Source organism: Spongiactinospora sp. 9N601, from assembly GCF_044326295.1.
Taxonomy (GTDB): domain Bacteria; phylum Actinomycetota; class Actinomycetes; order Streptosporangiales; family Streptosporangiaceae; genus Spongiactinospora; species Spongiactinospora gelatinilytica.
This window is the reverse complement of the sequence record NZ_JBIRBB010000006.1, coordinates 16187-41434: the sequence shown is the minus strand read 5'-3', so window position 1 is coordinate 41434 and position 25248 is coordinate 16187. Positions and strand designations below refer to the sequence as shown.

Below are 25248 nucleotides of genomic sequence, written 5' to 3'. Positions count from 1 at the left end.
CCCCATAATGAACAAGGTGACGACGTTGGACCGAAGCCGGCCACGGCGGGGACGCCCGGGCTACAACAGGGAGAGCCTGCTCCAGGTGGCGGTCCAGGTCTTCAACGAGCGCGGCTATGACGGCACGAGCATGGACGACCTGTCCAAGAAGCTCGGCATCAGCAAGGCCGCCATCTACCACCACGTCTCCAGCAAGGACGAGCTGCTGGAGCTGGGCGTCAACCGCGCTCTCGACGGGCTCTTCGCGGCGGCGGCCGACGCGACCGCCGCCGAGGTCCCCGCGATCGACCGCCTCGCACAGCTCATCCGGGCCAGCGTCACGGTGCTGGTCGAGCGGCTGCCGTACGTCACCCTGCTGCTCAGGGTCCGGGGCAACACCGAGGTGGAGCAACGCGCGCTCGACCGGCGGCGGCAGTTCGACCGGCTGGTGGCCGGGCTGGTCGCCGAGGCCAAGGCCGACGGCGACATCCGCCCCGACGTCGATCCCGCGATCGCCGGCCGGCTGCTGTTCGGCATGGTCAACTCCGTGGTGGAGTGGTACCGGCCGAACGAGGCGACCAGCGCGGCCGAGCTGGCCGAGGCCATCCGCACGATGGCCTTCGACGGCTTCCGGCGCTGAGCACCCGGCGTGGCGGGCCGCCCGCCCCGCCACGCACGGCCTGCGGTCACCTGCCCACGTACACCGGGTCGCGCCCCTCGCGCAGCGCGGCCAGCCGCTCGGCGAAGTCCTGGGTGCCGAGCAACCGGTAGAGGGCGGGCACCAGTTCGGCGAAGACCTGGTGCGCGTGGCCCTCCAAGGCCAGGCGGCCCACCCGCAGCGTCTCGCGCAGCGCCAGCGGCGGGTGCGCGGCGATCGTCTCGGCGAGCGCCACGGCCCTGGCGAGCTGCCGCCCCGGCTCGACGACCTCCTGGACCAGGCCGAGCCGTAGCGCCTCGGCGGCGTCCCACGGCTCGCCGGTGAGGATCCAGCGCATCGCGTTGCCCCAGCCCACCTCCAGCGGCATGCGCAGGCCGCCGCCTCCCGCGGGCGTGGTCCCCCGGCTCACCTCCCCCTGGCTGAAGCTGGTGTCCGACGCGGCGACGCGGATGTCGGCGGCGAGCATCAGCTCGTGCGCCATCGCGCCGACGCGTCCCTGCACGGCGGCGACCAGGGGTTTGGACAGCCGCGTCGTCGTGCCGAACGGGTTGATCCTGCCCGGGCCGTCGGGGCTGTAGGTCCGGGCCTGGAGGGTGGGCAGGAAGCTCACCGGGTCCAGGCCGACGGAGAAGTCGGGGCCTGCCGCGTGCAGCACGACGACCACGACCGCCTCGTCGTTGTCGGCCCGGTGGTAGCACTCGCCCAGGGCCTGGAGCGTGGGCGGGTCTATGGCGTTGGCGGCGTCCGGCCGGTCCAGCCGGATCAGCGCCAGCCCGTCCCGCCGCTCGTAGCGGACCGTTTCCTGCTCGGTCGGGTTCATCTGTGGGTGTGACTCCTCGCTCATAGGGCCGGGCGGGGCAGCGGCGGCAGCGCCCGCTCGACCGCCTCGCCGATGGCCAGCAGCCGGCCGTCGGAACGGGCGGGGCCGACCAGCTCAAGGCCGATCGGCAGGCCGTCGGCGGACAGTCCCGACGGGACCGACAGGCATGGCAGCCCCGCGTTGCTCGGCGGGTCGGTGTTCCTGATGTAGGTGAAGAAGGTGTCCACGCTCGCGCCGTTGAGCTCCACCGTGCGGTCCTCCCCCGCCGGCCGGTGCGGGCGCGCCGGCAGCGGGGTCGTCGGTACCACGACGGCGCTCACGTCGTGGTCGGCGAAGTAGGCGCCGTAGGCCGCGCGCAGCGCCGGACGGTGGACGGTGAGCGCCTCCCGGTAGTCGGCGGCGGAGATCTGGTCCTCGTCCAGGATGGACTCCAGCGTCTCGCGTACCGTGTCGGTGGCGACCTGGGCCACCAGGTCGCGCAGCGAGATGGGCGCGGAGTGCTGGTAGAGGTAGGCCGACAGCTCCCGGCCCACCTCGTACAGCACCACGGCGAAGCTCACCAGCTCGTTGAGCCGCCGTACGTCCGGGATGTCCCGCTCGACCAGCACCGCGCCGCGCGCGGCCAGGCCGGCGAGCGCGCGTTCGGTCACCGCCGCGACGTCCGGGTCCAGGTCCTCGTAGAAGTGCCCGGCGGGAACGCCCAGCCGCAGGCCACGGAGGTCGGCGGTCACGGTCGGGTCGTCGCCCGCGGGGGCGCAGATCGCGTCGATCAGCCGGACGTCCGCCACCGAGCGGGCGATCGGCCCCGCGGTGTCCCGGCTGGAGGAGATCGGGATCATGCCGCGCCGGTCATAGCGTCCGTGCGAGGGCCGGAAGCCGACGCAGCCGCACAGCGCGGCCGGGATGCGGCAGGACCCGCCCGTGTCGGCCCCGATCCCGGCGGGGACCAGCCCGGCGGCCACCCCCGCCGCGGTGCCGCCGCTGCTGCCGCCCGGCAGGTGGCCGGGGGCGTAGGGGTTGCCCACCGCGCCGAACGCGGGGCTGTTGCCGGTGATCCCGAACGACAGCTCGCCGAGGGTCTGCTTGCCCATCAGCGTGCCGCCCGCGTCCAGCAGCCGCTGCGCGATCGGCGCGTTGCTGCGGGGCCGCCACTCGCGCAGCGCGGGCGTGGTCGCCGTGGTGGGCAGGTCCGCGGTGTCGATCGCGTCCTTGAGCGCGAACGGCAGGCCGTACAGGGGGCCGGGCCGGGGCCTGGCCTCGCGCACGGACCGCCGGATGAGCGCGGGGTCGTGCGTGACGTAGGTGTTGAGCGCCGCCAATCGGGCGGTCCGCTCGATCAGGGCCTCCACATAGTCTTCCAGCTTCAGATCACCGTCGCGCAGCAGGCGCACGGCCTCGACCGCGGACAGCCAGTGCGGCTCGGTTCCCATCGGATCACCCGCCTACAGTGCGATGGTGAGCGCGAACGGGACCATGCCGCGACGCCGCATGATCGCCGTGGCGAGCAACATGCCCGCCTCCGGACCCCTCGCGGTGGTGACGTCCCCCAGGTCCTCGATCCACTCGGCGGGCCACCCGAGGTCGCCCAGCAGCCCGGTGACCTCCGCCTTGGCGTCGTCGTCATCGCCGGACAGGAACGCCCGGGGGGCCTCCTTGAGCCGGTGCGGGTCGGTCATGACCGGGAAGAGCATGGTGCTGAGGGCCTTGACGACCTTGGTGTCCGGCAGCGCGGCCTGCAGGTGCTCGGCCAGGCTGCTGTTGGGGTAGGTCAGCGGGCCCGGCATGCCGCCCGGCCCCCGCTCGGTGGCGTTGGCCACGTCGATCAGGATCTTCCCGGACAGCTCATCGCCCAGCGCGCGCAGCCGGTCCACGGACGAGTCGCCGGGCGTGGCGTTGACGACCACCGAGGCCGCCCGCACGGCGTCGGCCGGGGTCGTGACCGTCACCGGCCTGCCCTCCCAGGCGGCGGAGACCTCGGTGGGGTTCCTGCTGCCGATGGCGACCTCATGCCCGGCCTCGGCGAACTTGGCGGCCAGGGTGCCGCCGACGCGCCCGGAACCGAGAACGGCGATGTTCGTCATTGTGTGCTCCTCATGGTGAGTGGGGGTGGTGGGGGTTCGTGGGGGGACCGGCGGGTCAGCCGGTTCCGTTCCGGGACAGCCACTGGTCGGCCTTGGCCAGCGTGGCCTCGCGGTCGAAGGAGTTGATCTGCTGGAGGAGGTCCCGCTTCAGGAACGCGTTCAGATCGACGGGACGCTCGATCACCTTGGCCTCCAGCAGCAGCCGCTGGGCCTCTCCCCAGCGATCGGCCTTGACCTCGCCGAAGGACTTCCCGTCGAAGGGGACGAGGGTCTTAGCCAGGGCTTCGAGCAGCGCCCGGGACTGCTCCGGCTCGCTCCACTGCTCGGGGGCCACCTGCCGCAGCGCCGCCTCGGCCACCTTCGGGCGCTCGATACCGGCGTAGGTGCCCCTGGCCAGCGCCCGGAAGAACCGGACCAGAGTGTCGCCATCGCTCAGCGACCGGGCGCGCACGATGTAGCCGCCGACGGGCAGCCCGCCGAGTCCCTGCGGGGTGATGTCCCGCACCGGCAGGCCCGCCTCGTCGAAGGCGAAGAAGTCGGTGAGCGTCCCGGCGTAGGCCGCGATCCGCCCGGACTGGAGTGTCTGCGCCACCGAGGGACTGCCCGGCCCGACCATCGTCGTGGTGACGTCGCCGATGGTCATGCCGGCCTTCTTCAGCGCGGCGGTGAGGTAGGCCCGGTCCTGGTCGGGTGAGGCCAGGCCGACGTTCTTGCCCTTGAGGTCGGCGACGCTCCTGATCCCGCTCTTCTCCGGGACGACGAGGCCGATCAGGAAGCCGTTGCCGCCGGTCCGCTCGTCGTACGGCAGGCGCAGGTCGTCCGTGCGGAGTGCGGCCGAGATCGCGTCCGTGGCCGCGACCAGGCCGATGTCGGCCTTGCCGTTCTGCACCAGGGCGGCGATCGGGATGTTGTCGGCCACCGGCGCGAGTTCGACCTTGAGCCCTTCCTCCTCGAAGAACCCGAGCTTGCGGGCCAGGACCTCGTTGAAGGTGAACAGCGAGTTCGGCGCCGGGGTGGCGAGCGTGAGCGTGCCGTCGGCCGCGCCGTCCGCGCCGCCGGTGCCGCCACCGGAGGAGCCGCAGGCGGCCAGGGCGAGCGCCAGCAGCGGGGCGAGCAGGCGGGCACGGCGGGGCCGCGATCTTTTCATGGGAGCCTCTTCTTCTGGGCCGCCGGATACGTGGGGGACCCGGGGGGCGCCGCGAGCCGGCGCAGGACGCGCTTCTCCCTGCGCCTGGTCATGGCGGGCAGGCCGGCGGCGTGCCGCCAGAAGACGACCGTGTGGTCGGCCCGGTTGATGGCCCCGTACAGCAGCAGGCCCATCCCGGTGAGGATGAGGACGACGGCGAAGGCGTCGTCCTGGTTCAACTGGGCGCTGTAGCGCTGGACGAGGAAGCCGAGCCCCTCCTGCGAGGACACGATCTCCGCGACGACCGCGCCCGCCAGCGCAAGGGTCAGCCCGATCCGCAGCCCCGCGAAGATCATCGGTGCGGCGGTGGGCAGCAGCAGGGCGGTGAAGGTCCGCTTCCTGCCGACGCGCAGGGACCGGAACAGCTCTTCGGCGTCAGGGTCGGGGGTCAGCAGGCCGGTGAGCGCGTTCACGAAGATCGGGAAGAAGGCGATCAGCCCGGCGATGACGATCTTGGAGGTGTACCCGAAGCCGAAGGCCGAGATCAGGATCGGCGCGATCGACAGCATCGGGAGAACTTGCAGGGTGACCGCGTACGGATAGATCATCTGGCGGAGCGGCCTGGACGACCCGGCCGCGATGGCGAGGCCGGTCCCGAGCACCGCGGCCAGCGCGAACCCCGCCAGCGTCTCGAAGAGGGTGGCCCCGAAGTGCGGCCAGATCAGGCCCTCGGCGAGGTGTTCGTAGATCGAGGCCACGACCTCGCCGGGCCTGGGCAGGATCAGGTCGCTGATCCAGCCCTGGGTGTTGGCGAGGTCCCAGAGGACCACGATGACCACGAACAGGGCGACCGGGGCGGCCACCCGGCCGCGGCCCGACGTCGGCATGCCGTTCGCGGCCGGGCGGGACCGCGCCGCGGATGTGAGTCGCCGGAACATTCCGATCAACCCCCTTCGCCGCAGGGAGGTTCGAGGCCGGCGCGCACGGTCAGGGCGAGTTCCTGGAACTCGGCCGTGTGCGCCGTCGCCAGTGAGCGGGGCCGGGGCAGCGGGATCGCCACGTCGGCCGCGATCGTCCCGGGCCGCGCGGTCATCACGATGACCCGGTCGGAGAGCAGGACGGCTTCGGAGATGTTGTGGGTGATGAAGACGGTGGCCGAGGCCGAGCGCTCGTGGAGCCGCGCGAGCTGGAGGTTCAGGCTCTCCCGGGTCAACTCGTCGAGCGCGCCGAACGGCTCGTCGAGCAGGCGGACGTGCGCTCCGGTCATCAGCAGCCGGGCCAGGGCCACGCGCTGCTGCATGCCCCCGGACAACTGCTGCGGAAAACGGTGCTCGAAGCCCTGGAGGTGGAACAGGCCGAGCAGCCGCATGGCCTCGCGCAGATCGTCCTCGCGTACCCGGCGGTGCAGGCCGACCGGGAGCAGGACGTTCTCCAGGGAGGTCTTCCAGGCCAGCAGGGCGGGGCGCTGGAACATCATGCCCACGTCCCTGCGGGGCGCGGTGACCGGCTCGCCGTCCACCTCGACCGAGCCGCTGGTGCTGGGGACCAGCCCGGCGATGATCCGGAGCAGGGTCGACTTCCCGCAGCCGCTGGAGCCGACGATCGAGACGAACTCCCCGGGCGCAACGGTGAGGCTCAGGTCCTTCACCGCCTCGACCCCGCTGTCGAACCTCTTGCCGACCGCGCGCAGCCGTACGGCGGCGCCCCCGGACACCTCGCCGGTGGTCACGGCGGCGCTCGCCGCCTTCGGGTTTGCGGGTGTGGTGTTGATGTGCGCCTCCTCGGGTGAGGCCAACGGAACGACCGTTCGCCGCGGGCCGATCGCTCTCTCGGTGGCGTGGGTCTATCTACCGGGCTCGGCCGGGCCCGTGCGGGGCGGCCGTTCATCGAGGACGCGCCGCATCTTCCCGGCCGACCGCTCGATCTCGCCGGGCGCGACCACCTCGACCGCGACGCTGACGCCGATCACGTTCTTGATCGACTTGCGCAGGTCGGCGGCGGCGCCCACCGCGTCGCGGGCGGTCGCGGCGGGCCGCCGTTCCACCCGCACGGTCAGCGCGTCGAGCGCGCCCTCGCGGGTCAGCACGCACTGGAAGTGCGGGGCCAGGTCCGCCGTCGTGAGCAGCAGTTCCTCGATCTGCGTGGGGAACAGGTTCACCCCGCGCAGGATGATCATGTCGTCGGTGCGGCCGGAGATGCGCTCGATCCTGCGCATCGGCCGGGCGGTGCCCGGGAGCAGCCGGGTACGGTCGCGGGTGCGGTACCGGAGCACCGGCATGGCCTGTTTGGTCAGCGAGGTGAACACCAGTTCGCCTTCCTCTCCGTCCGGCAGCACCTCGCCGGTCTCCGGGTCGACGATCTCGGGGTAGAAGTGGTCCTCCCAGACGTGCAGGCCGTCCTTGGTCTCGACGCACTCCTGCGCCACGCCCGGCCCGATGATCTCCGAGAGCCCGTAGATGTCGACCGCGTCGATGCCGGTCCGCTCCTCGATCTCCCGCCGCATCTCGTTCGTCCACGGTTCGGCGCCGAAGATCCCGATGCGCAGGGACGTCGTACGCGGGTCCACGCCCTGGCGTTCCATCTCCTCGATCAGCGCGAGCATGTAGGACGGGGTGACCGAGATGATGTCCGGCCGCAGGTCCTGGATCAGGCGGACCTGCCGTTCGGTCATCCCGCCGGAGACCGGGATCACCGTGCAGCCCAGTTTCTCCGCCCCGGCGTGCAGCCCGAGACCGCCGGTGAACAGGCCGTAGCCGTAGGCGTTGTGCAGGCGGTCGCCCGGCCGGCCGCCCGCCGCGCGGATGCTCCGGGCGACCACGGTGGCCCAGGTGTCCAGGTCCTCCCGGGTGTATCCGACGATGGTCGGCCGCCCGGTCGTGCCCGATGAGGCGTGGACGCGGGCCAGCCGCTCCGGCGGGACGGCGAACATACCGTACGGATAATCGGCCGCCCGCAGGTCGTCCTTGGTGGTGAAGGGGAGCCTCGCGAGGTCGGGCAGGGCCCTGATGTCGCCGGGGGCCACGCCCGCCTCGTCCAGGGCCCTGCGGTAGTGGGGCACGTTGTCGTAGGCGTGCCGTACCGAGCGGCGCAGCCGCCTGAGCTGCAGATCGCGCAGCTCGCCGATGGTCGCCGTCTCTATCGGCTCAAGGTTCCCTGCGGAGGTGGACGAGGTCATGGGGGCGCCTTCCCGCCCGAGGGGGATCGGGCATCGGGTGGTTTCACGAGAAGATGGCCGAGATGCGGGCGTGGTCCTTCTCATCGAGCCGGATGGTCTGGGCCTCCTTGACCGCGTCCCACTGCTCGAAGGTCCGTGGCGCGACGATCGGCGCGCTGACCGCCGGGTGGTCGCGGAGCCAGGCCAGCGCGAGACCGGAGACGCTGACCGTCAGTTCGCGCGCGATCTCCCGGAGCGCGGTGACCCTTTCCAGGTTCTCCGGTGTGTAGAAGCCCTTGTAGTAGATGTTCCCGGCCACCGCGATCCGGCTGCCGGCCTGCGGCTCGGCGCCGTCGAGGTAGCGTTCGGACAGCACCCCGCCGGCCAGCGGGGAGAACGGCGTGTACCCCAGGCCCTCGCTCATCACCAGCGGGAGGACCCGCGCCTCGTCCTCGCGATCGAGGAGGTTCAGCCGGTTCTCGACCGTGACGGGCCGGTGCAGCCCCTTTGCGTCCGCCGTGTGCAGGATGATCTCCAACTGCTCGCCACTGACGTTGCTGACACCGTACGCCCCGATCGCCCCGGATTCCTGGGCGCGGCTGAACGCCTCCAGCGTCTCCTCGATCGGCGTGTCCGGGTCGGGCACGTGCGACAGGAACAGGTCGACCCGGCCCAGGCGCTCGGCGCTCCGCGCCAGCCGCCCCTCGATGTGCTCCCTGGACAGGTCGAACCCGCGGGAGCCGTCGGGCCTGCTGATCAGCCCCACCTTGGTCGAGATCAGGACGCCGGCGGGCCGCCGGTCGTGCAGCCAGCGCCCGACGACCTTCTCGCTCTCGCCCCCGCCGTAGGAGTCGGCGGTGTCGATCATGTTGATCCCGAGGTCCATCGCCTCGTCGAGCCGCTCGAATCCCTCCTCGGCGCTCAGGCCGAAGCGGCGGGTGCTCGTGGACGCGCCGATTCCGCCGATCGAACCGGCGCCGAAGACGAACTCGCTGATCTCGATGCCGGACGCACCGAGGGGGACCTTACGCATGGCTCGAACACCACTCTTCCTGGAGGTCTGCTGGTTTCAATGGGGACTTACCGCTTCTGACCGGCGGGAATACGCGCTCAGCCGATCGTGGCGAGGACTTCGACCACGGCCGCCTGTAGCGCCGGGGTCGTCGCCAGGAAGTCCTCGCTTTCCAGGCTCCAGGGCCGCCCGCGTGTGTCGGAGACGACGCCGCCGGCCTCCGCGACCAGCAGCGCGCCCGCGAGCAGCCCGGAACGCACCTGGCTGTACTGCCAGAACGCCTCCATCCGGCCGGCGGCGATCTGGATGAGCTGCAAGGTGGCGGGCACCGAGACCCGGATCACCATGGCGGCGTTGAGCATCGCGGTGACGGAGGCGCCGATGCGCTCGAAGGTCTCGGCGGACTCCCCCGGCCTGGCCTGGCCGGTTCCGACGAGCGCGCCCTCGATGCCCTTCTTCGGGGAGTGCCGCAGCGGGACGCCGTCGAGGAAGGCGCCGCCCCCCTGGACGGCGGTGTAGGTCTCGCCGGTCAGCGGCAGGTGCACCGCCGTGAGGACGGGCGTGTTGTCCCGCACCAGCGTGGCCGTCACGCCCCAGTCGTGCATGCCGTGGACGTGGTTGATGTTGCCCTCGACCGGGTCGGTCACCCACCACTCCCCGCCGGGGAGCGCGCCGCTTTCCAGCTCGTCCTCCACCCAGCCGGCCTCGGGCCGCAGCCGGGCGAGTTCCGGCCGCAGCACCGCGAGCGAGGCGTCGTCGTTGGCGTGGATCCCGGCCACCACCTCGTCCCGTCCACCGAGGTCGGGCGTCGTGGAGAACCGTTCGAGCACCCGCGCTCCGGTCTTGCGCACCACGGCGGCGACCTCCAGGGCGAGCTTCCGGTCGCCGGGGGTCCGCGCGCCGGGTTTCGTCGTGCCGTTCGGGTACGGTGACATGCTCGATCACTCCAATGGGGGTACACGCCGGGCGGGGCCGTGCGCCCGGCGGGCGGGTCGGGAGGTACCGCTCAGCGCGAGCCGGCCGGCTCGACGGGGATCGCGAGGCCGGCCCGGGCCTCGATCACCTCCGACGCCGTGAACACGGCCTCTTCCTCGAAGGGGCGGCCGATGACCTGCACACCGACGGGCGCGCCCGCCGTACCGAGGGCGACCGGCAGGCCGAGCGCCGGCAGACCGAGGACCGGCACGGACATCAGCGGCCACTGCCGTCCCATCAGCTCCGCCGTACGCTCGGCGGACTCGGCGTCCGCGCCCATCGTGAACGGCGGCTCGCCGGACACCGGGGTGAGGACGAGGTGGTGGCGGTCGGCGAAGACCGACATCTCCCGGCGCAGCATGCCGCGCCGGGACCACCCGGCGACGAACCCGGGCAGGTCCACCTGCCCGAACTCCTCGCGGTAGGCGGCGTACATGAGGTCGAAGAAGCGCCGGAAGCCGGGGTCGCCGACGCGCGCGACCTCCGCCACCATGCCGATCTCGAACTCGGTGAGCGCCAGCAGCCACCACAGCCGGGCGGCCTCGCCGAGCAGCGGCAGCTCGACCTCCTCGACCGTGTAGCCGGCGTCGGCCAGCCAGCCGGCGGCGGTGCGCGCGGCCTCGACGCTCTCCGGCGTGGATGAGCCGCGCAGCCCCGGCCCGCCCGGATCGGTCACGACCGCGACCCTGGGGCGCTCCGGCGAGCCGGGGATCCGGCTGCCTGCGGCGACCGCCCGGGGGTCCCTGGCGTCGTAGGTCTCCATCGCCCGCAGCCCGAGGCGCAGGTCGGCCACGGTCCGCGCGATCGGGCCCTGCTCGACGAACGCCTGAACCGCCATCGGCGGGTCGAAGGACGGCGACCCGGACCAGGCGGGCACCCGCCCGGGCGTCGGCCGGAGGCCCGCCACCCCGCAGCACGCCGCCGGGTAGCGGATCGAGCCGCCGATGTCGCTGCCCTGCGCGAGCGCGCACATGCCGAGCGCCACGGCCGCCGCCGCGCCGCCGCTGGAGCCGCCGGGGGTCACCGCCGGGTTCCAGGGGTTGACCGTCGCGCCGTACAGGTCGTTCTCCGTGGTCCAGCGGGTGGCGAACGGCGGGCTGTTGGTACGGCCGACGAAGATCGCTCCGGCATCGAGCCAGCTCGACACCTGCGGGTCGTTCTCGGTCGCGATGTGGCCGGCGTAGGCCGCGACCCCTTCGGTGGTGGGCAGCCCGGCCACGTTGGTGTTGACCTTGAAGGTCACCGGCACGCCGTGCAGCGGGCCGAGCGGCGCGCCCCGGCGCTGGCGGTCGTCGGCCGCCCGCGCGGCGTCGAGCGCCTCGTCCGCGCGTACCTCGACGAGCGCGTTCGCCTTGCCGTTGACCTCCTCGACGCGGGCGAGCACCGACCGGGTCGCCTCGGCCGCCGAGAAGGCGCCGGTACGCACTCCCCGGGCCATGTCCATGGCGGACATCTGCCAGATCTCCATGCCGCGCCGCTCCTTGCTCATCCGCCGGCTGGGGTACAGCCCCGACCCTAGGAGCGGGCAATGCTTATGGCCAGTGCATGTTTGGTAGGGGTAAATTTACTCTGGTGCAATTGGATTTGAATCTGCTCACCGCGCTGGACGCCCTGCTGGAGGAAAGCAGCGTGGCGGGGGCGGCGGAACGGCTCAACCTCTCCGCGCCGGCCATGAGCCGGACGCTCGGCCGGATCCGGCGCATCACGGGCGACCAGATCCTCGTGCGCACCGGCCGCACGATGATCCCGACACCGCACGCCCTGGCGATCCGTGATGAGGTCCACCACCTGGTGCAGCAGGCGCGCGGACTGCTCCAGCGGGAGCGCGAGCTGGACCTCGCGCACCTGAACCGGGTCTTTTCGGTACGCGGCCACGACGCGGTGACGGCCGTGATCGGCCCCAGCCTGACCACCGCCTTCCGCGAACAGGCCCCCGGTGTGTCGATCAGGCTCCTGGCCGAGGCCACCACCGACACCAACGAGCTACGGCACGGCCGGGTCGATCTGGAGATCGGTTCGACGGAGCCCGCCCTGCCGGAGATCAGCCACGACACGGTCGGTCACGACCGGCTCGTCGCGGCGGTCGGGCCCGGCCATCCGCTGGCCACCGGCGACCTCACCGCCGAGCGGTTCGCCGGGGCGGATCACGTCATCGTCTCGCGGCGCGGCAGGCTGAAGGACCCGCTGGACGACCTGCTCAGACAGCGCGGGCTGCGGCGGCGGGTCGTCGCCTCGGCCCCCTCCAGCACCGCCGGGCTGTACATGGCCGCCGGCAACGAACTGGTGGTCGCGGTGCCCGAGCACATGTGCGCGCCCACGATCGGCATGCTGGGCCTGCGCGTCCGGCCGCTGCCGTTCGACCTGCCCCCGGTACCGATCATCATGGCCTGGCACCAGCGCTACGACAACGACAGGGCGCACATGTGGCTGCGCGACCGCATCCGCGACGCGCTGGCGTTCTACGAGCGCGGGGAGTGAGGCGACGGCATGGACCGGGAACACGGCGAGGCGGTGGTGGTTCAGAGGGTCGGCGGCCTGGAGGTCATCGCGCTGCGCGACTCCGCCGACGTCTTTCCCTCCGGCAGGGAGGAGATGTTCCCCGATGCGACGGCGGCCGACTGGTCGCGGGCGCGGGGGGCCGACCCCGGGGCGTTCGGTCCCGGCCTTGTGTGGCGGCTGGACTTCCGGTGTTACGCCGTCCGGCGGCCGGGGGGCGAGGTCGTGCTCGTGGACGCCGGGGTGGGGCCGCCCGGTAGCCCCGGGTCGAAGTGGGCCGCGCCGGGGCGGCTGCCCGAACTCCTCGCCACGGCCCGTATCGACGTGGCCGATGTGGATCTGGTGGTGCTGACCCACGTACACGAGGACCACATGGGCTGGTCGGTGAGCCCCGCCGGGGTGCCGATGTTCCCGGAGGCGGAGTATGTGGTCCAGCGGACGGAGGTGGCGCGGCTCGCCGCGGACGGCCCGATGCGGGAGTACCTGATCGTCCCGCTCCAGCGGGCCGGCCTGCTGCGGGAGATCTCCGGCCGGCGGCGGCTGGCGGGCGCCGGGGGCGGCCGGATCACCGCCGTCCCGACGCCTGGGCACACCGCCGGACACCAGTCGGTCCTGGTGGAGGACCGCGGCAGGCACCTGGTGATCACCGGGGACGTGCTGGTGCACGCCGTGCAACTGGTCAGCCCGCGGGTCGGCTACGCGCTGGAGGACGACCGGGCGGTGGCCGCCGCGACCCGCGTGGAACTGCTCGCGGACGCGCGGCGGCGCGGTGCCACGCTCGCGACGGCCCACCTGACCCGCCCGTTCGTCGGCTTCGCCGAGGCAGGTGTCTAGCGGTACACCCTGGCGCGCTTGATCTCGGCGGGCAGGACCGGCTTGCCGTCCACCGGCGGGGTCGGGCCGTCGGGCGCGGGCTGGATGCCGCCGGCCGCGACGCGGTCCAGGGCGGCGAGCCCGGGGCCGTCGACCGTGCCGAAGACGGTGTACAAGGGCGGCAGCCCGGAGTCGCCGTAGACCAGGAAGAACTGGCTGCCGTTGGTGTCGGGCCCGGCGTTGGCCATGGCCAGCACGCCGCGGGCGTACGTCTTGCGGGTGCCCGTGGTGTCGCCCGGCCACGGCGGCAGGTCGGTGGGCAGCTCGTCCTTGTAGCGGTAGCCGGGGCCGCCCTCGCCGGTGAAGCTCGGGTCGCCGCACTGCAGGACCTTCAGCCGGTCGTAGGCGGTGAGCCGGTGGCAGGCGGTGAAGTCGTAGAACTTGTGCCTGATCAGGTGGACGAAGCTCTGCACCGTGCAGGGCGCCTTGGCCGCGTGCAGGGTCAGCCCGATGGGGCCGTGGTTGGTCTTGAGCACCGCGTGGACGGGACGTGTCGGGGTGCGGCGCGGGTCGGGCGGGAGCGGCACCCTGCGCACGGGCGGATCGTCGGGGGTCTGCGTGTAGGCGCAGGGGCCCTTGGTCGTCCGGGGCGGCTTGTCCCCGCCGGCCGAGGCGGGCATCGCGCCCGCGGCGATCAGCGACCCGGTCGCCACCGCGGTGACGGCGAGTCGTAACAGCGCTCTGCTCGGCATGCTGTCCTCCAAGGGGGGTGGCCGACGGGCTCCCTGAGGTTTATTCGATCTGTTGCACGCCGTCAAGGGTCTCTGTCTCCGGGCCGTCGGCGAGGCGGGCGAGGGGGACGCCGGGCCTGCCGCCGAGGGCGGCGCTGATCAGGTCGCTGACTCCGGGCAGGCCGGTCAGCCGGATTCCGGCCCGGCGGATCAGCAGGGCGGCCGGCGAGGCGGGCAGGAACCAGTTCGCCCCGCGCCGGGCGCCGCGCTGCCGGGAGGCGACGATCGGCCGCCATACGCGCTCGTAGGCGGCGAGCGCCGCCTGGACACCGCCCGTGGTCTCCAGCCGCCGCGCCAGCAGGTGGCCGCCGGCCAGCGCGAGCGACGCGCCCTGGCTGGCCAGCGGGGACACCGCCGCGCACGCGTCGCCGAGCAGGGTGACCCTTCCCCGGCTCCAGCGGGGCAGCTCGATCTGGGCCATCTGGTCGTAGTAGATGTCCTCGGCGGCGGGGAGCGCGCCGAGGGCGCGGGGCACGATCCAGCGCAGCGAGCCGTACTCCTCGCGCAGCGCCTTCCGGACGTCGGCGGGGATGCGGGGATCGCCGGTACGGTGCACGGCGAAGGCCGTCACCCGCCCGTCCCCGACCCCGTACACGCCGAGCTGCCTGCCGTAGGAGTCGGTGAAACAGAACCGGCCCGCCAGCCGCCGGTGGACCTCCGGGTCGTCGAACAGCCAGGCGGCCATGTGGAAGCCCAGATGGCGAAGGTACCGGCGCTCCGGCCCGAAGATCATGCCCCGGACCGCGGAGTGGACGCCGTCCGCGCCGACCAGCAGGTCGGCCTGCTCCGCCGTGCCGTCGGAGAGGGTGAGGCGCACCGGGCCGCCCGCCTCCCCGGTGTCCTGCACCGACGCGATCGTGCGGCCGTAGCGGAGGTCCACGTCGCCGCCGATCCGCTCGCGCACCGCCAGTTCGATGTGCGGGCGCGGGACGGTCAGCAGCCGCCCGCGCTGGGCCTTGAGGAAGCCGCGCTGGTCAAGCCCGGCGACCCGGACGCCGGACTCGTTCACATACGTCCACTCGCGGACGGGGTGGCTCAGCTCCTTCAGCCGGGGCAGGACGCCCATCAGCTCGGCCGCGTCGTACCCCAGGCCCCAAAAATCGATCATGTAGCCCTGCTCGCGGGGCGCGGGGGCCTTCTCCACGACCACGACCCGCCAGCCCTGCGCGCCGAGCCGCTGGGCGAGGCCGAGCCCGGCGATCCCCGCGCCGGAGATCACGGCCTTCATCGGGGGCTCCCTTCCGAGGGCCGGCGGGGGACGAACCGCACGAACGCGATGAGGCGCCCCACCTCCTCGTAGTCGGCCGTGCCGCCGTCCACCGCGAACCCCATGAAGCGGGCGAGCCTCCTGGCCAGGCGGGGATGCCTGCGCCCGTAGCGGGCCATGAGCCGCGCGCCTTCCTCGGGGGACAGCGGCTCGGCGGTCATGGGCCGCGGGCGCGCGCCGAGCCGCACGACCACCTCGGGGTTGCGCAGCACGTTGCGGTACCAGTCGGAGCGGGTGCCGTAGCCCGACGGCCCGATGTGACCGCCGGTGACCGGGTCGTGCTCGATCGCCTCGATGACGACCTGGCGGGGCTTTCCGCTCACCCGGCCGATGTGGGTGAGCAGCATGAGCCGCCCGCCGAACAGGCCGCCGAGGCGCGCCCGGAACAGCAGGACGGGCAGCCGGAACGCCAGCCGCCGCAGGCCGGTGGGCGGGGCCGGCGTCGCGATTCGCCTCATGATCACCTCCCGGTCCCGGCAATCGACTTGGACGATCGCCTTGGGCAATTGTCCAAAACAGTAGCACGACCTCGCCCGGTGCTACTTTTGGGCGACCCCCCAGGGCGGTCGCCCGAGAAGCCGGAGGGTCCCGGGGAGGGGTGGAGATGGCGGAAAGATCGGCGGACCGGGGGCGGGCCACCCGGCAGCGCCTGCTCGCGGCGGCCGGCCCCCTGGTGGGCGAGGTGGGCTGGAGCGGGGTGACCACCCGGCTGGTCGCCGAGCGGGCGGGGCTCGCCCCGGGCCTCGTGCACTACCACTTCGCGTCCGTGACCGACCTCCTGGTCGCCGCGTGCACGGCCCATGCCCGCGCGATGCTCGACGAGACCGCGCGGCGGCTGACCGCGCACACCGACGTGTCCGCCGGCATCACCTGGCTGCTCGGCGAGCTGTCCCGCTACACCGGCGCCGACCCGGCCTCGCTCCTGCTGAACGAGGCGTTCATGGCCGCGGCGCGGGTGCCCGCGCTGCGGGCCGAGCTGGCCGGGCTGCTGGCCGGTTTCCGCTCGGAGGTCACCGGCTGGCTGCGCCGCGAGCGGCCGGAGGCGGACGCCGAGGCGCTGGCCGTACTGCTGGCCGCCGTCATCGACGGCATCATGCTGCACCGGGCCGTCGATCCCGCAACGGATCTGGCGGCGCTGGAAGGGCCGCTGCGCCTGCTGTTCGCCGGACGCGGCTGACCCGCCCGTACCACGCCCGCATCCCGGCCATATCGCCCGGCGATAACCGAAATGGACTGTTGACCGGCCCCTGGCCCCCACCTAGCATCCGAGCCGCAAGGCCGATCGGGCCGGAGTGACACGTCCGCCGCTCGTTCGAGCCTCCTGTCGCGGCGGCCGGAAAGAGGCATCGTGAGGTCATCCAAGGGATCGGCGGTCGCGGTCGCGCTCGCCGCGGGCATCGGCGTCGCAGCCGTCCCGGCGCAGGCCGACGCGCGATCCGCTACCGACGGCCCGGTCACGATCACCGCGACCGGCCACCACAACGGGCCGGTGCGGATCGACGTCACCGAGTCGGGTGAGAACTATCTCCTGATCGATCCGACCCGCCCCGGCACCAGGTGCGCCACCCCGGACGGCAGGACGGTGTCCATTCCCAAGGACCGCCCGCCCGGCCCCGGCAGCGAGACCTTCACGGCCTGCGTGGACATCATGTACGGCGCTCAGCGCCAGTGGGACATGCTGCGCGACTGGCTCGGCCGCAGCGGCCAGCTTGGCAACGGCCGCAACGCGCCCGCGGTCTACGACCCCGGCGGACGCGGCCCGATCTGGGGCGGTTACGTGGTGTTCGGCCGCATGCCCACCGGCGGAGCGCCCGCGACGACTTTGGACCTGGCCGGCCACCAGTTCGGCCATCTCGTCTACCAGAGCACGCCGGGCGGGACGGGCTCGGGCAACGAGAGCGGCGGCCTGTTCGAGGGGGCGTCCGACATCTTCGGCGTGCTCACCGACCACTACGCCGACCATCCACGAAACCGGCCCAACTATGTGATCGGCGATTCCCCGAGCCTGATGGGGAACCGCCCGCTGCGCTACATGTACAACCCGAGCCTGCTCGGTGATCCGAACTGCTACTCCAGCGCGATTCCCAGCACCGAGGTACACGCCGCGGCGGGTCCGCTGAACCACTGGTTCTACCTGCTGGCCGAGGGCGCGAATCCGGGCGGCGGCAAGCCGTCCAGCCCGGTCTGCGGGGGCGACCCGGCGGCCCTGACCGGCATCGGCATCCGGCAGGCCGGCCGGATCTTCATGGGCGCGCTCCAGCGGAAGACCACCCAGTGGAGCTACGCCAAGACCCGGGTGGCCTCTGTGGCCGCCGCGATCGACCTGTTCGGTCCCGGTTCGGCCGAGTGCGCGATCACCAAGGCGGCCTGGAGGGCCGTCAACGTGCAGGAGCAGCCGGGCGAGGCGTCCTGCGCCGGACCGGCCCCCTCCCCGGCTCCGGCCGTTCCCTAGCGGCCGGTCCCGCCGTGCCCGTCCGGCGAATGTGGCCGGACGCGGGCGGTGGAACCGTTACGCTGTCGGCCCAAGGACGCCCAAAGACGCGCAGGCAGGCATCGCCATTCCGTGATACGCGCTAGCATTCCATTAAGCGGAATTGCGAGGAGAGAGTGCAGTGGCTGATGCCCAATCCCCCGTGGGGAGCGTCGATCGTGCCCTGTTGATCCTGCAGGAGATCGGCAAACACAGCAGAGGGATCACGCTGGACGAACTCGCGACCCGGCTCGGCCTGCCCAAGAGTTCCCTGCACCGGCTGCTCGGCGCGCTCAAGCACCGCGGGTTCGCCGCGCAGCCGGAGACCAGCGGGCCCTACTTCCTGGGCACCGAGATGCTGGCCACGGCCTTCCGGTTCTACGAGGCGATGGACCTGCGCACCCTGGTCCGGCCGCTGCTGCTGCGGCTGGGCGAGGAGTTCGCCGAGACCGTGCACATGGCCACGCTCGACGGCGGCGAGGTCGTCTACCTGGACAAGGTCGAGGCGATCAGGTCGATCACGATGACCTCGGTGATCGGCGGGCGCAACTCGGCCCACTGCACCGGCGTGGGCAAGGCGCTGCTGGCGTGGACGTACCCGACGGACGAGGCGCTTCGGGCGTGGGCGGACCGGTACGGCCCGCTGGGCACCCGGACCCGCAACACCATCACCAACCCCGCCAAGCTGGCCACCCACCTGGACCAGGTCAGGCAGCGCGGCTACGCGCTGGACCTGGAGGAGAACGAGCCGGGGGTGCGGTGCGTGGCGGCCCCGGTGTTCATGGGCCGGTCCGCCCCGGTGGCGGCGGTGAGCGTGACCGCGATCAAGGACCGCATGTCGCCGGCCAGGATGGAGGAGGTCGGCCACGGCCTGCGCCGCGCGATAGCCGAGCAGGTCTGAACCCCGCCCCCGGGCGGGGCGGGGTGTGGCGGCGGGTCCGGCACACGGCCCCGCCGCGTGTTCAGCCCTTGACCGCGCCGGTCAGCGCCTGGACGAAGCGGCGCTGGCCGACCAGGAACACCACGAGCACCGGCAGCGTGACCATGACCGCGCCCGCCATGATCGCGGGCCAGTTGGCCCGGTGCAGCCCCTGGAAGGTGGTCAGGCCCACCTGAAGGGTGTAGTTGGCCTCGGAGTTGATCGCCACCAGCGGCCAGAACAGGTCGTTCCAGGCGGTGATGAACGTGATGATGCCCAGCGCGGCCAGCGCGGGCCGCGCCACCGGGAGCACGACCCGGAACAGCACGCCGAGCCGGGAGCACCCGTCGATCCGCGCGGCCTCCTCCAGTTCGCCGGGGAAGGACCGGAAGAACGACGTCATCAGGTAGATGCCCACCGCCGAGCTGAGCTGCGGCACGATCAGCGCGCCCAGCGTGTCGGTGAGCCCCACCTTGCTGAAGATCAGGAAGGTGGGGATGACGGTGAGCTGGAACGGGATCAGCGAGGTCGCGATGACCAGCACCAGCGTGAGCCTGGAGCCGATGAACCTGATCCTGGCGAACGCGTAGCCCGCCATGCTGCACAGCACGAGCTGCGCGAGCACGATCGAGGCCGACACGATCAGGCTGTTGAGGAACCAGCGGGGGAAGTCGGAGCGCTCCATGACGCTGCGGTAGCCGTCCAGGTCGATGGCCTGCGGCCAGAACGCCGGAGGGAAGCGGTTCAGCTCTGTCTGGGTCATCACCGAGCTGAGCAGCAGCCACACGAACGGCAGCACGGTGACGATCGACATCGGCACGAGGATCAGGTGCCACTTGCTGGGGAGCCTGAGGCGCCGCCTGCGTCCGCTCATGCCCTGGCCCTCCTTCGCAGCAGCACGACCAGCCCGCCGAGCAGCATCAGCAGCAACATCCCGGCGAACAGGGTGTAGGCCACGGCCGCGCCGTACCCGGCCGCGGAGAACTTGAAGACCAGTTGCCAGACGTAGTAGACGATCGTCACGGTGGAGTTGGCCGGGCCGCCCTGCGTGGTGGTCATCACCAGGTCGAAGAACTGCAGGGCGTCGATCAGGCCCCAGACCGCCAGGAAGATCGTCATCGGCCGCACCGACGGCACGATGATGTGCCGGAAGGTGCTCCACCGCCCGGCGCCGTCGATCGCGGCGGCGTCGAGCACCTCCTTGCTGATCTCCTGGATGGCGGCCAGGTAGATCACCACGGTGAACCCGAAGCGGGTCCACAGGAACACCGCGGTCAGCACCAGCATGGCCTGCGACGGGCTGCCGAGCAGGCCCTGCACCGGCAGCCCGAGGGTCGCCAGCACGCCGTTCAGCAGCCCGAAGTCACGGTCGAAGATGTAGCCCATCAGCAGGCCGACGGAGGTGGCCGAGACCACGTAGGGGACCAGGAAGCAGGTGCGGTAGAAGCCGATCCCGCGTACCTTGCGGTTCAGCAGCACCGCGACCGTCAGCCCGATGACCAGCGACGCGGGGAGGTAGAGGACCACGATGAGCCCGGTGTTGCGCAGCGCCTGGAAGAACACCGGGTCCTGCAGCAGCGCCTGGTAGTTGGCCGCCCCGACGTTGGTGCCGGCCCGCATCAGGTCGGAGTCGGTGAACGACAGCGCCAGTGCCCAGGCCATCGGGACCAGCGAGAACCCCAGGAGGATCAGCGTGGCGGGGCCCGCGAAGGACCAGCCGGCCACGTGGTCGCCCAGCTTGCGCCGGTTCCAGCCGAGCGCGTGCCGGGCGGCGGGCGCACCGGCCGCGATGCCGCTCACGATCCCGGTACGGCCAGCGCCGCCTCCGACTTGCGGACCGCCTCGTCCAGCGCCGTCTTGACGTCGGACCTGCCCAGGAGTGCCTGGGCGATGGCCTCGGCCACGAAGGAGGACACCCGCGGGTACTTGGTGGTCGGCGGCCTGACCCGCTTGGCGTTGGCCAGGTTGGCGGAGATCACCTCAATGCCCGGATATTTCTTGAGATAGTCCTTGTATCCGGGCAGCTTGCTGATCGATTCGCGGATCGGCAGCGAGCCGGTGTCGATCATCCACTCCAACTGCCGCTCCGCCGAGGTCAGCCAGGACAGGAACTCCGCGGCGGCCTTCACCCGGCGCTCGTCGTGCTGGAACACCACCCAGTTGTCCGGCCCGGAGACCGTCTCGTGGTTGCCCGCGGTGCCCGGCAGTTGCGCCACGCCGTAGTCCAGCTCGGCCGCCTGGAGGTCGGGCAGCACCCACGGGCCGGACAGGAACATCCCGATCCGGTCGGACTCGAACAGCTTCTGCGACTTCTCGGCGGCCGTGCTGTCGAGGTAGATGGACTTGTCGTCGACCGCCATGTCCCGCAGCAGGCCGAGCGCCTTCTGCCCGGCCGCGGAGTTGAACACGGCCTTCTTGTGGTCGGGGGACAGGATGTCGCCGCCGTTCTGCCAGACCAGCGGCCACAGGCCCCAGACCGCCTCCTCGCCCCCGCTGATCGGCCAGGTGGTCCCGAAGACCCCCTTCTTCGCGTCGGTCGTCTTCTTGGCGGCGGCCCGGAAGTCCTCCCACGTCCAGTCCGGCCCCGGCTCCTTCACGCCGGCCTGGGCGAACATTCTCTTGTTGTAGAGGACGACCATGTTGTCCACCACGGCTGGAAAGCCGATGACCTTCCCCTCGATGGTGGCCGCCTCGCGCTCGCTGGCCCAGAAGTCGGACCAGCCGACGGCCGGGTTCTTGACGAACCCGGTGAGGTCGGCCGTCTTGGGGTTCCTGGCCACGTTGGGCGCCCAGGAGCCGTAGAGGTAGGCGATGTCGGGGTAGGCGTCGGAGGTCAGCGCCGCGGTGATCTTGGGCAGCATGCCATCGGGGGTGACGCCACCGGACTCGCTGCGCACCTTGATGCCGTGATCGCCCTTGTTGAACCGCGCGACCAGCTTCTCGATCGACTTGGCGGCCACACCCGCCTGGCCGTGCCACAGGGTGATCTCCACAGGGCCGCTCGCGGGCGGCTCCTCTCCCCCGCCACAGGCCGCGACGGCCAGGGACAGGGCGATCACCGCGGCGAGTACGGCCGGCCGCGTCGTACGCCACCTCATCGGACGCCCTCCGGCATCAGGTCGCCGTGGGCGGCGATCATCTCGTCCACGAGATCGTGGATCTGCTGGAGGGTCAGCGTGGCCGAGGCGTTCGGGTCCAGCATGGCCGCGTGGTAGACGTGGTCCCTGCGGCCTTCGAGCGCGGCTCGCACGGTCAGGTCGCCGACGTTCAGGAACGTCTGGTTCAGCGCGGCGAGCTGCGGCGGCAGCTCGCCGATGCGGGTCGGGCGCACCCCCGCCCGATCCACCAGGCAGGGCACCTCCACGCAGGCGTCGGGCGGCAGGTTGGCGATGAGCCCGTCGTTGCGGACGTTGCCGTGGACGACCCGGGGCGTGCCGGTCTCGATGGAGTGGATGACCTCCGAGGCCAGCTCCATCATCGGCTCGATCTCGACGCCCTCTCCCGCGTCGAGCCTGCGCCTGGTCTCGGCGTAGGTGTCGAGATTCTCCTCCGACCAGCGCAGGTAGACCTCCACCGGGATGCGGAAGTGGGCGACCTGGTCGTCGTGGTGCAGGAACCACGGAAGGTACTCCGAGCCGTGCTCGCTGGACTCGGTCGGGAAGTGGCCGAAGCGGCGGTACATCTCCACCCTGACGGTCCGGCGCAGCTCGGGGTCGCGCTCGATGACCTCGTCCAGGACCGGGTAGAGGTCACGGCCCTGGTGCTCGAAGCGGAGCACGAACGCCTGGTGGTTGGCGCCCGCCGTGACGAAGGAGACCTCCTCCTCCGGGACGCCCACCAGCGAGGCGAGCCGTTTTTGGGTGTCGCGCACCGAGTGGCACAGGCCCACCACGCGCCGGAACGGCGTGCCCTGGTAGACCGCGCGGGGGATCATCGCCATCGGGTTGGTGTAGTTGAGCAGCAGGGCGTCCGGGGCCAGTTCCGCCAGGTCGTTGCCCAGCCCGACCATGACCGGGATGGTGCGCAGCGCGCGGAAGATCCCGCCGACGCCCAGGGTGTCGGCGATGGTCTGGCGCAGGCCGTAGCGGCGCGGGATCTCGAAGTCCAGGCGGGTCGCCGCGTGGCCGCCGACCGCGATCTCGTTGATCACGTAGTCGGCGCCCGCCACGGCGGCGCGGCGGTCGGCGTGCGCCTCCACCTTGGCCGCGCTGCCCAGCTCGGTGACCATCCACCCGGCCATCGCCTCGGCCGTGGCGAGCCGCTGCGCATCGATATCGTGCAGGACCAGCGTGGACTCCCCCAGCCCGGGGAGGGTGAGGATGTCGGAGAGGACGTTCTTGGTGAATTCGACGCTGCCCGCGCCGATGAAGACGATGCGTGCCACGGGGTGATTCCCTCCACAGAGCACGGCGGGCATTTGGGGCCGCCCGCTGCGTGCGGTGAGTATAGCCATCCATCCGCCATGCAGACCAGAGTTCCACATTACGGAAAGATTGATTGAACGTTCAGCGAATGGCGTGGATCCGGCCGCCCATCAGGTAGACGGATCTCTTGACATCGAGATATTTGTTGACAACATCCTTTCCCCGTGTATTTTTCTAGATCACGGAACTTATTTCCACGACACGGAACGAGAGTGAGTGCATGGTCAGTCCTCGGAAGTTCTTCACGCGAGTGGCCATGGTCGTGGCTCTGGCCGCCGCCATGGGCCCGGTGGCGACCTCCACGGCCACCGCCGGTACGGACCCCGCGCCCGCGAAGGGCCCCGCGGCCGAGAACGCCATTTGGCGCCCGCCCCTGAACAGCCGCTGGCAGTACCAGCTCCAGGGCACCAGCGACTTCCCCGCGACGGGCGGCGTCAACGTCGACGTGTGCACGGTGGTGCAGCCCGGTGGCGAGTGCGTGCGACCCACCGTGTTCGATATCGACCTGTACGCCGCACAGGAGGTCACGGGCAACAACCACACGCTCAACACCGCGGCCGTCAAGGCCATCCACGCCAATGGGGCCAAGGCGATCTGTTACATCGACGCGGGCAGCATCGAGACCTACCGGCCCGACTACCAGCAGTTCCTCGACTGGCACAACGCCAACGGCAAGTCGCTGCTGGGCAAGCCGTTCGACGAGAACTTCCCCGACGAGAACTGGGCGAACATCAACAACGACCGGGGGCAGCGTGACTTCCTGCTGAAGATGATGGCGGCCCGCGTGGACAAGTGCGTCCAGGCCGGCTTCGACGGCGTCGAGTACGACGTCGTGCACGCGCACGAGGAGGACGAGTGCACCACCGGCTGGAAGATCTCCTACGACACCCAGCTCATCTACAACCGTGCGCTGGCCAAGATCGCCCACGACCGGGGACTGTCCGTCGCGCTGAAATACGACCTCGGCCAGATCAAGGATCTGTTGCCGGACTTCGACTACGCGGTCAACGAATCGTGCCACTTCGAGAACGAGTGCGCTGAACTGCTCCCCTTCGTCAAGGCGGGCAAGCCGGTGTTCCACGTCGAGTACAAGAGCGATCCGGCCGAGTACTGTTCCGACCCGATCGTCCGGCAGTTCAACTCGATCAAGAAGCCTGAGGACCTGAGCCTCTACGACGACTTCCAGCCCTGTAGCTGACCCCGCACGGTGGCCCCGTCCGGCACGGGGCCACCCCCGTGCGCCGTCACCGCACGGCCGGTGCCGGGCAAGGGCGCGTCCGCTGTGCTTCACGGGACGAGCAGCGCCTTGACCGGGACGGTACCGCCGTTCATCAGCCCGGTGAAGACCTTCGCGCCGTCTTCCAGCGGGAAGGCCTTCACCCAGCTCAGGTCCCAGTCGCCGACCAGGGCGGCGGCCGAGGCGAAGTCGGCGTCGCCGTAGGCGAACGACCCGATCACCCGCTGCTCGCCGCGCACCAGGCCGGAGGCGTCGAAACCGGCCGTCGAATCGGCGAGGCCGAGCCAGACGGCCACCCCGCCGGGCCGCAGCAGCGCGAGCGAGGCCCGGTGAGTGCCGGCCGTGCCGACGGCGTCGAAGACCACGTCGTACTCGCCGGTCAGTTCGGCCACCGCCGCGTGCGCGCCCAGCTCGGCCGCGATCGACCTGCGGTCCTCGGCCCGGTCGGCGATCTCCACGCGGGCGGCCCCGCCGGAGAGCGCGACCTGGGAGCAGGCCAGCCCGATCGCGCCGGCGCCGATGATCCCGACGCGGGCCCCGGCCGGCGCGCCGGCCAGTGACCAGGCGTGCACGGCGTTCGCCACGGGTTCCACCACGCCGGCCGCGTCCCAGGACAGGCCCGCGGGCATCTCGGTCAGGGCGCCGGCCGGTACGGCCGCCCGCTCGGCGAATCCGCCGGGCAGGTGGACTCCGATGATCCGCCGCCGCCGGCACACGTTGCGCAGGCCGAGCCCGCACACGTCACAGTCGCCGCACGACAGGATCGGGTTGACGATCACCTGCCGCCCGTCGTCGGTACGGCCCGCGAACTCGTGCCCCATCACCAGCGGGGGCACCCGGAAACCGGGCGTCTTGACCCCGTGGAGTTCGCTTCCGCAGATGCCCGAGGCCATCACGTGCACCAGGACCTCGCCGGCCCCGACCTCCGGCTCGGCCACGTCGCGCATCTCCACGGTGCCCGGCCCGGTGAAGACCAGCGCCCTCATCGGCGGCCACCCGCCGCGGGACCGGCCGTCCTGGCGAATC

The 25248-nt window shown here is 71.8% G+C and carries 25 protein-coding genes; 7 read left to right on the top strand and 18 right to left on the bottom strand.

The window, feature by feature from the left end:
- The first annotated feature begins 7 nt into the window (after window positions 1-7).
- Window positions 8-619, top strand: coding sequence for a TetR/AcrR family transcriptional regulator (locus ACH34R_RS15130; RefSeq protein WP_397562045.1), 612 nt, complete (start codon window positions 8-10; stop codon window positions 617-619).
- A 46-nt stretch (window positions 620-665) separates the two neighbouring features.
- Here the strand turns inward: ACH34R_RS15130 and ACH34R_RS15125 are convergent, their stop codons facing one another.
- The 10 genes from ACH34R_RS15125 to ACH34R_RS15080 form a co-directional block, all read right to left on the bottom strand.
- Window positions 666-1457, bottom strand: a complete 792-nt coding sequence (locus ACH34R_RS15125; protein ID WP_397562044.1) for an enoyl-CoA hydratase-related protein — start codon at window positions 1455-1457, stop codon at window positions 666-668.
- Window positions 1458-1477: 20 nt separating this feature from the next.
- Window positions 1478-2887, bottom strand: coding sequence for an indoleacetamide hydrolase (gene iaaH, locus ACH34R_RS15120; RefSeq protein WP_397562043.1), 1410 nt, complete (start codon window positions 2885-2887; stop codon window positions 1478-1480).
- 12 nt (window positions 2888-2899) lie between these two features.
- Window positions 2900-3538: an NADPH-dependent F420 reductase gene (locus ACH34R_RS15115; RefSeq protein WP_397562042.1), complete on the bottom strand. Its 639-nt coding sequence runs from the start codon at window positions 3536-3538 to the stop codon at window positions 2900-2902.
- A 55-nt stretch (window positions 3539-3593) separates the two neighbouring features.
- Complete coding sequence (locus ACH34R_RS15110; RefSeq protein WP_397562041.1) at window positions 3594-4685, bottom strand: ABC transporter substrate-binding protein; 1092 nt, start codon at window positions 4683-4685, stop codon at window positions 3594-3596.
- Window positions 4682-5602, bottom strand: coding sequence for an ABC transporter permease (locus ACH34R_RS15105; protein WP_397562040.1), 921 nt, complete (start codon window positions 5600-5602; stop codon window positions 4682-4684). The genes ACH34R_RS15110 and ACH34R_RS15105 overlap by 4 nt, the downstream gene beginning before the upstream one ends.
- A 5-nt stretch (window positions 5603-5607) precedes the next feature.
- Entirely contained in the window at window positions 5608-6459 is an 852-nt protein-coding gene (locus ACH34R_RS15100) for an ABC transporter ATP-binding protein (protein ID WP_397562039.1), read from the bottom strand.
- Window positions 6460-6507: 48 nt separating this feature from the next.
- A complete protein-coding gene (paaK, locus tag ACH34R_RS15095) occupies window positions 6508-7839 on the bottom strand; it encodes a phenylacetate--CoA ligase PaaK (protein ID WP_397562038.1) in 1332 nt (443 codons plus the stop codon).
- A 43-nt stretch (window positions 7840-7882) separates the two neighbouring features.
- The gene (locus tag ACH34R_RS15090; protein ID WP_397562037.1) at window positions 7883-8851 is read right to left on the bottom strand and encodes an aldo/keto reductase; all 969 of its coding nucleotides are present in this window, start codon (window positions 8849-8851) and stop codon (window positions 7883-7885) included.
- 77 nt (window positions 8852-8928) lie between these two features.
- Window positions 8929-9765: an inositol monophosphatase family protein gene (locus tag ACH34R_RS15085; protein ID WP_397562036.1), complete on the bottom strand. Its 837-nt coding sequence runs from the start codon at window positions 9763-9765 to the stop codon at window positions 8929-8931.
- A gap of 71 nt (window positions 9766-9836) precedes the next feature.
- Window positions 9837-11273, bottom strand: coding sequence for an amidase (locus ACH34R_RS15080; RefSeq protein ID WP_397562035.1), 1437 nt, complete (start codon window positions 11271-11273; stop codon window positions 9837-9839).
- Between the two features lie 104 nt (window positions 11274-11377).
- On the opposite strand from ACH34R_RS15080, the gene ACH34R_RS15075 reads away from it, so the two are divergent.
- Together ACH34R_RS15075 and ACH34R_RS15070 are read left to right on the top strand one after the other, a co-directional pair.
- Window positions 11378-12283: a LysR family transcriptional regulator gene (locus ACH34R_RS15075; protein ID WP_397562034.1), complete on the top strand. Its 906-nt coding sequence runs from the start codon at window positions 11378-11380 to the stop codon at window positions 12281-12283.
- Window positions 12284-12292: 9 nt separating this feature from the next.
- Complete coding sequence (locus ACH34R_RS15070; protein ID WP_397562033.1) at window positions 12293-13135, top strand: MBL fold metallo-hydrolase; 843 nt, start codon at window positions 12293-12295, stop codon at window positions 13133-13135.
- Here the strand turns inward: ACH34R_RS15070 and ACH34R_RS15065 are convergent.
- Genes ACH34R_RS15065 through ACH34R_RS15055 form a run of 3 tightly spaced genes read right to left on the bottom strand, consistent with a single transcriptional unit; the run spans window position 13132 to window position 15630 of the window.
- On the bottom strand, window positions 13132-13866 hold the full coding sequence (locus ACH34R_RS15065; RefSeq protein ID WP_397562032.1) for a peptidylprolyl isomerase: 735 nt from the start codon (window positions 13864-13866) through the stop codon (window positions 13132-13134). The genes ACH34R_RS15070 and ACH34R_RS15065 overlap by 4 nt on opposite strands.
- Before the next feature lie 40 nt (window positions 13867-13906).
- Window positions 13907-15133: an FAD-dependent monooxygenase gene (locus ACH34R_RS15060; RefSeq protein WP_397562031.1), complete on the bottom strand. Its 1227-nt coding sequence runs from the start codon at window positions 15131-15133 to the stop codon at window positions 13907-13909.
- Window positions 15130-15630, bottom strand: coding sequence for a nitroreductase family deazaflavin-dependent oxidoreductase (locus tag ACH34R_RS15055; RefSeq protein ID WP_397562030.1), 501 nt, complete (start codon window positions 15628-15630; stop codon window positions 15130-15132). The genes ACH34R_RS15060 and ACH34R_RS15055 overlap by 4 nt, the downstream gene beginning before the upstream one ends.
- A 146-nt stretch (window positions 15631-15776) precedes the next feature.
- On the opposite strand from ACH34R_RS15055, the gene ACH34R_RS15050 reads away from it, so the two are divergent.
- From ACH34R_RS15050 to ACH34R_RS15040, 3 genes are all read left to right on the top strand, one after another.
- Complete coding sequence (locus tag ACH34R_RS15050; RefSeq protein WP_397562029.1) at window positions 15777-16349, top strand: TetR/AcrR family transcriptional regulator; 573 nt, start codon at window positions 15777-15779, stop codon at window positions 16347-16349.
- Window positions 16350-16520: 171 nt separating this feature from the next.
- The gene (locus tag ACH34R_RS15045; protein ID WP_397562028.1) at window positions 16521-17624 is read left to right on the top strand and encodes a M4 family metallopeptidase; all 1104 of its coding nucleotides are present in this window, start codon (window positions 16521-16523) and stop codon (window positions 17622-17624) included.
- Window positions 17625-17784: 160 nt separating this feature from the next.
- Entirely contained in the window at window positions 17785-18543 is a 759-nt protein-coding gene (locus ACH34R_RS15040) for an IclR family transcriptional regulator (protein WP_397562027.1), read from the top strand.
- Window positions 18544-18604: 61 nt separating this feature from the next.
- Here ACH34R_RS15040 and ACH34R_RS15035 read toward each other — a convergent pair whose 3' ends face one another.
- From ACH34R_RS15035 to ACH34R_RS15020, 4 genes are read right to left on the bottom strand one after another with little or no spacing between them, the layout of a single operon-like run.
- Complete coding sequence (locus ACH34R_RS15035) at window positions 18605-19435, bottom strand: carbohydrate ABC transporter permease (protein ID WP_397562026.1); 831 nt, start codon at window positions 19433-19435, stop codon at window positions 18605-18607.
- Complete coding sequence (locus ACH34R_RS15030) at window positions 19432-20361, bottom strand: carbohydrate ABC transporter permease (RefSeq protein WP_397562025.1); 930 nt, start codon at window positions 20359-20361, stop codon at window positions 19432-19434. Before ACH34R_RS15030 ends, ACH34R_RS15035 begins: the two co-directional genes overlap by 4 nt.
- Window positions 20358-21659 (bottom strand): ABC transporter substrate-binding protein, encoded by a 1302-nt coding sequence (locus ACH34R_RS15025; RefSeq protein WP_397562024.1) that lies wholly within the window; start codon window positions 21657-21659, stop codon window positions 20358-20360. Before ACH34R_RS15025 ends, ACH34R_RS15030 begins: the two co-directional genes overlap by 4 nt.
- Window positions 21656-22945 carry an alpha-glucosidase/alpha-galactosidase gene (locus ACH34R_RS15020; protein WP_397562023.1) on the bottom strand — a complete coding sequence of 430 codons (1290 nt, stop codon included), beginning with the start codon at window positions 22943-22945 and terminating at the stop codon, window positions 21656-21658. Before ACH34R_RS15020 ends, ACH34R_RS15025 begins: the two co-directional genes overlap by 4 nt.
- Before the next feature lie 260 nt (window positions 22946-23205).
- On the opposite strand from ACH34R_RS15020, the gene ACH34R_RS15015 reads away from it, so the two are divergent.
- Window positions 23206-24183 (top strand): endo alpha-1,4 polygalactosaminidase, encoded by a 978-nt coding sequence (locus ACH34R_RS15015; protein ID WP_397562022.1) that lies wholly within the window; start codon window positions 23206-23208, stop codon window positions 24181-24183.
- Window positions 24184-24272: 89 nt separating this feature from the next.
- Here ACH34R_RS15015 and ACH34R_RS15010 read toward each other — a convergent pair whose 3' ends face one another.
- Window positions 24273-25208: an alcohol dehydrogenase catalytic domain-containing protein gene (locus ACH34R_RS15010; RefSeq protein ID WP_397562021.1), complete on the bottom strand. Its 936-nt coding sequence runs from the start codon at window positions 25206-25208 to the stop codon at window positions 24273-24275.
- Between the last annotated feature and the right edge of the window lie 40 nt (window positions 25209-25248).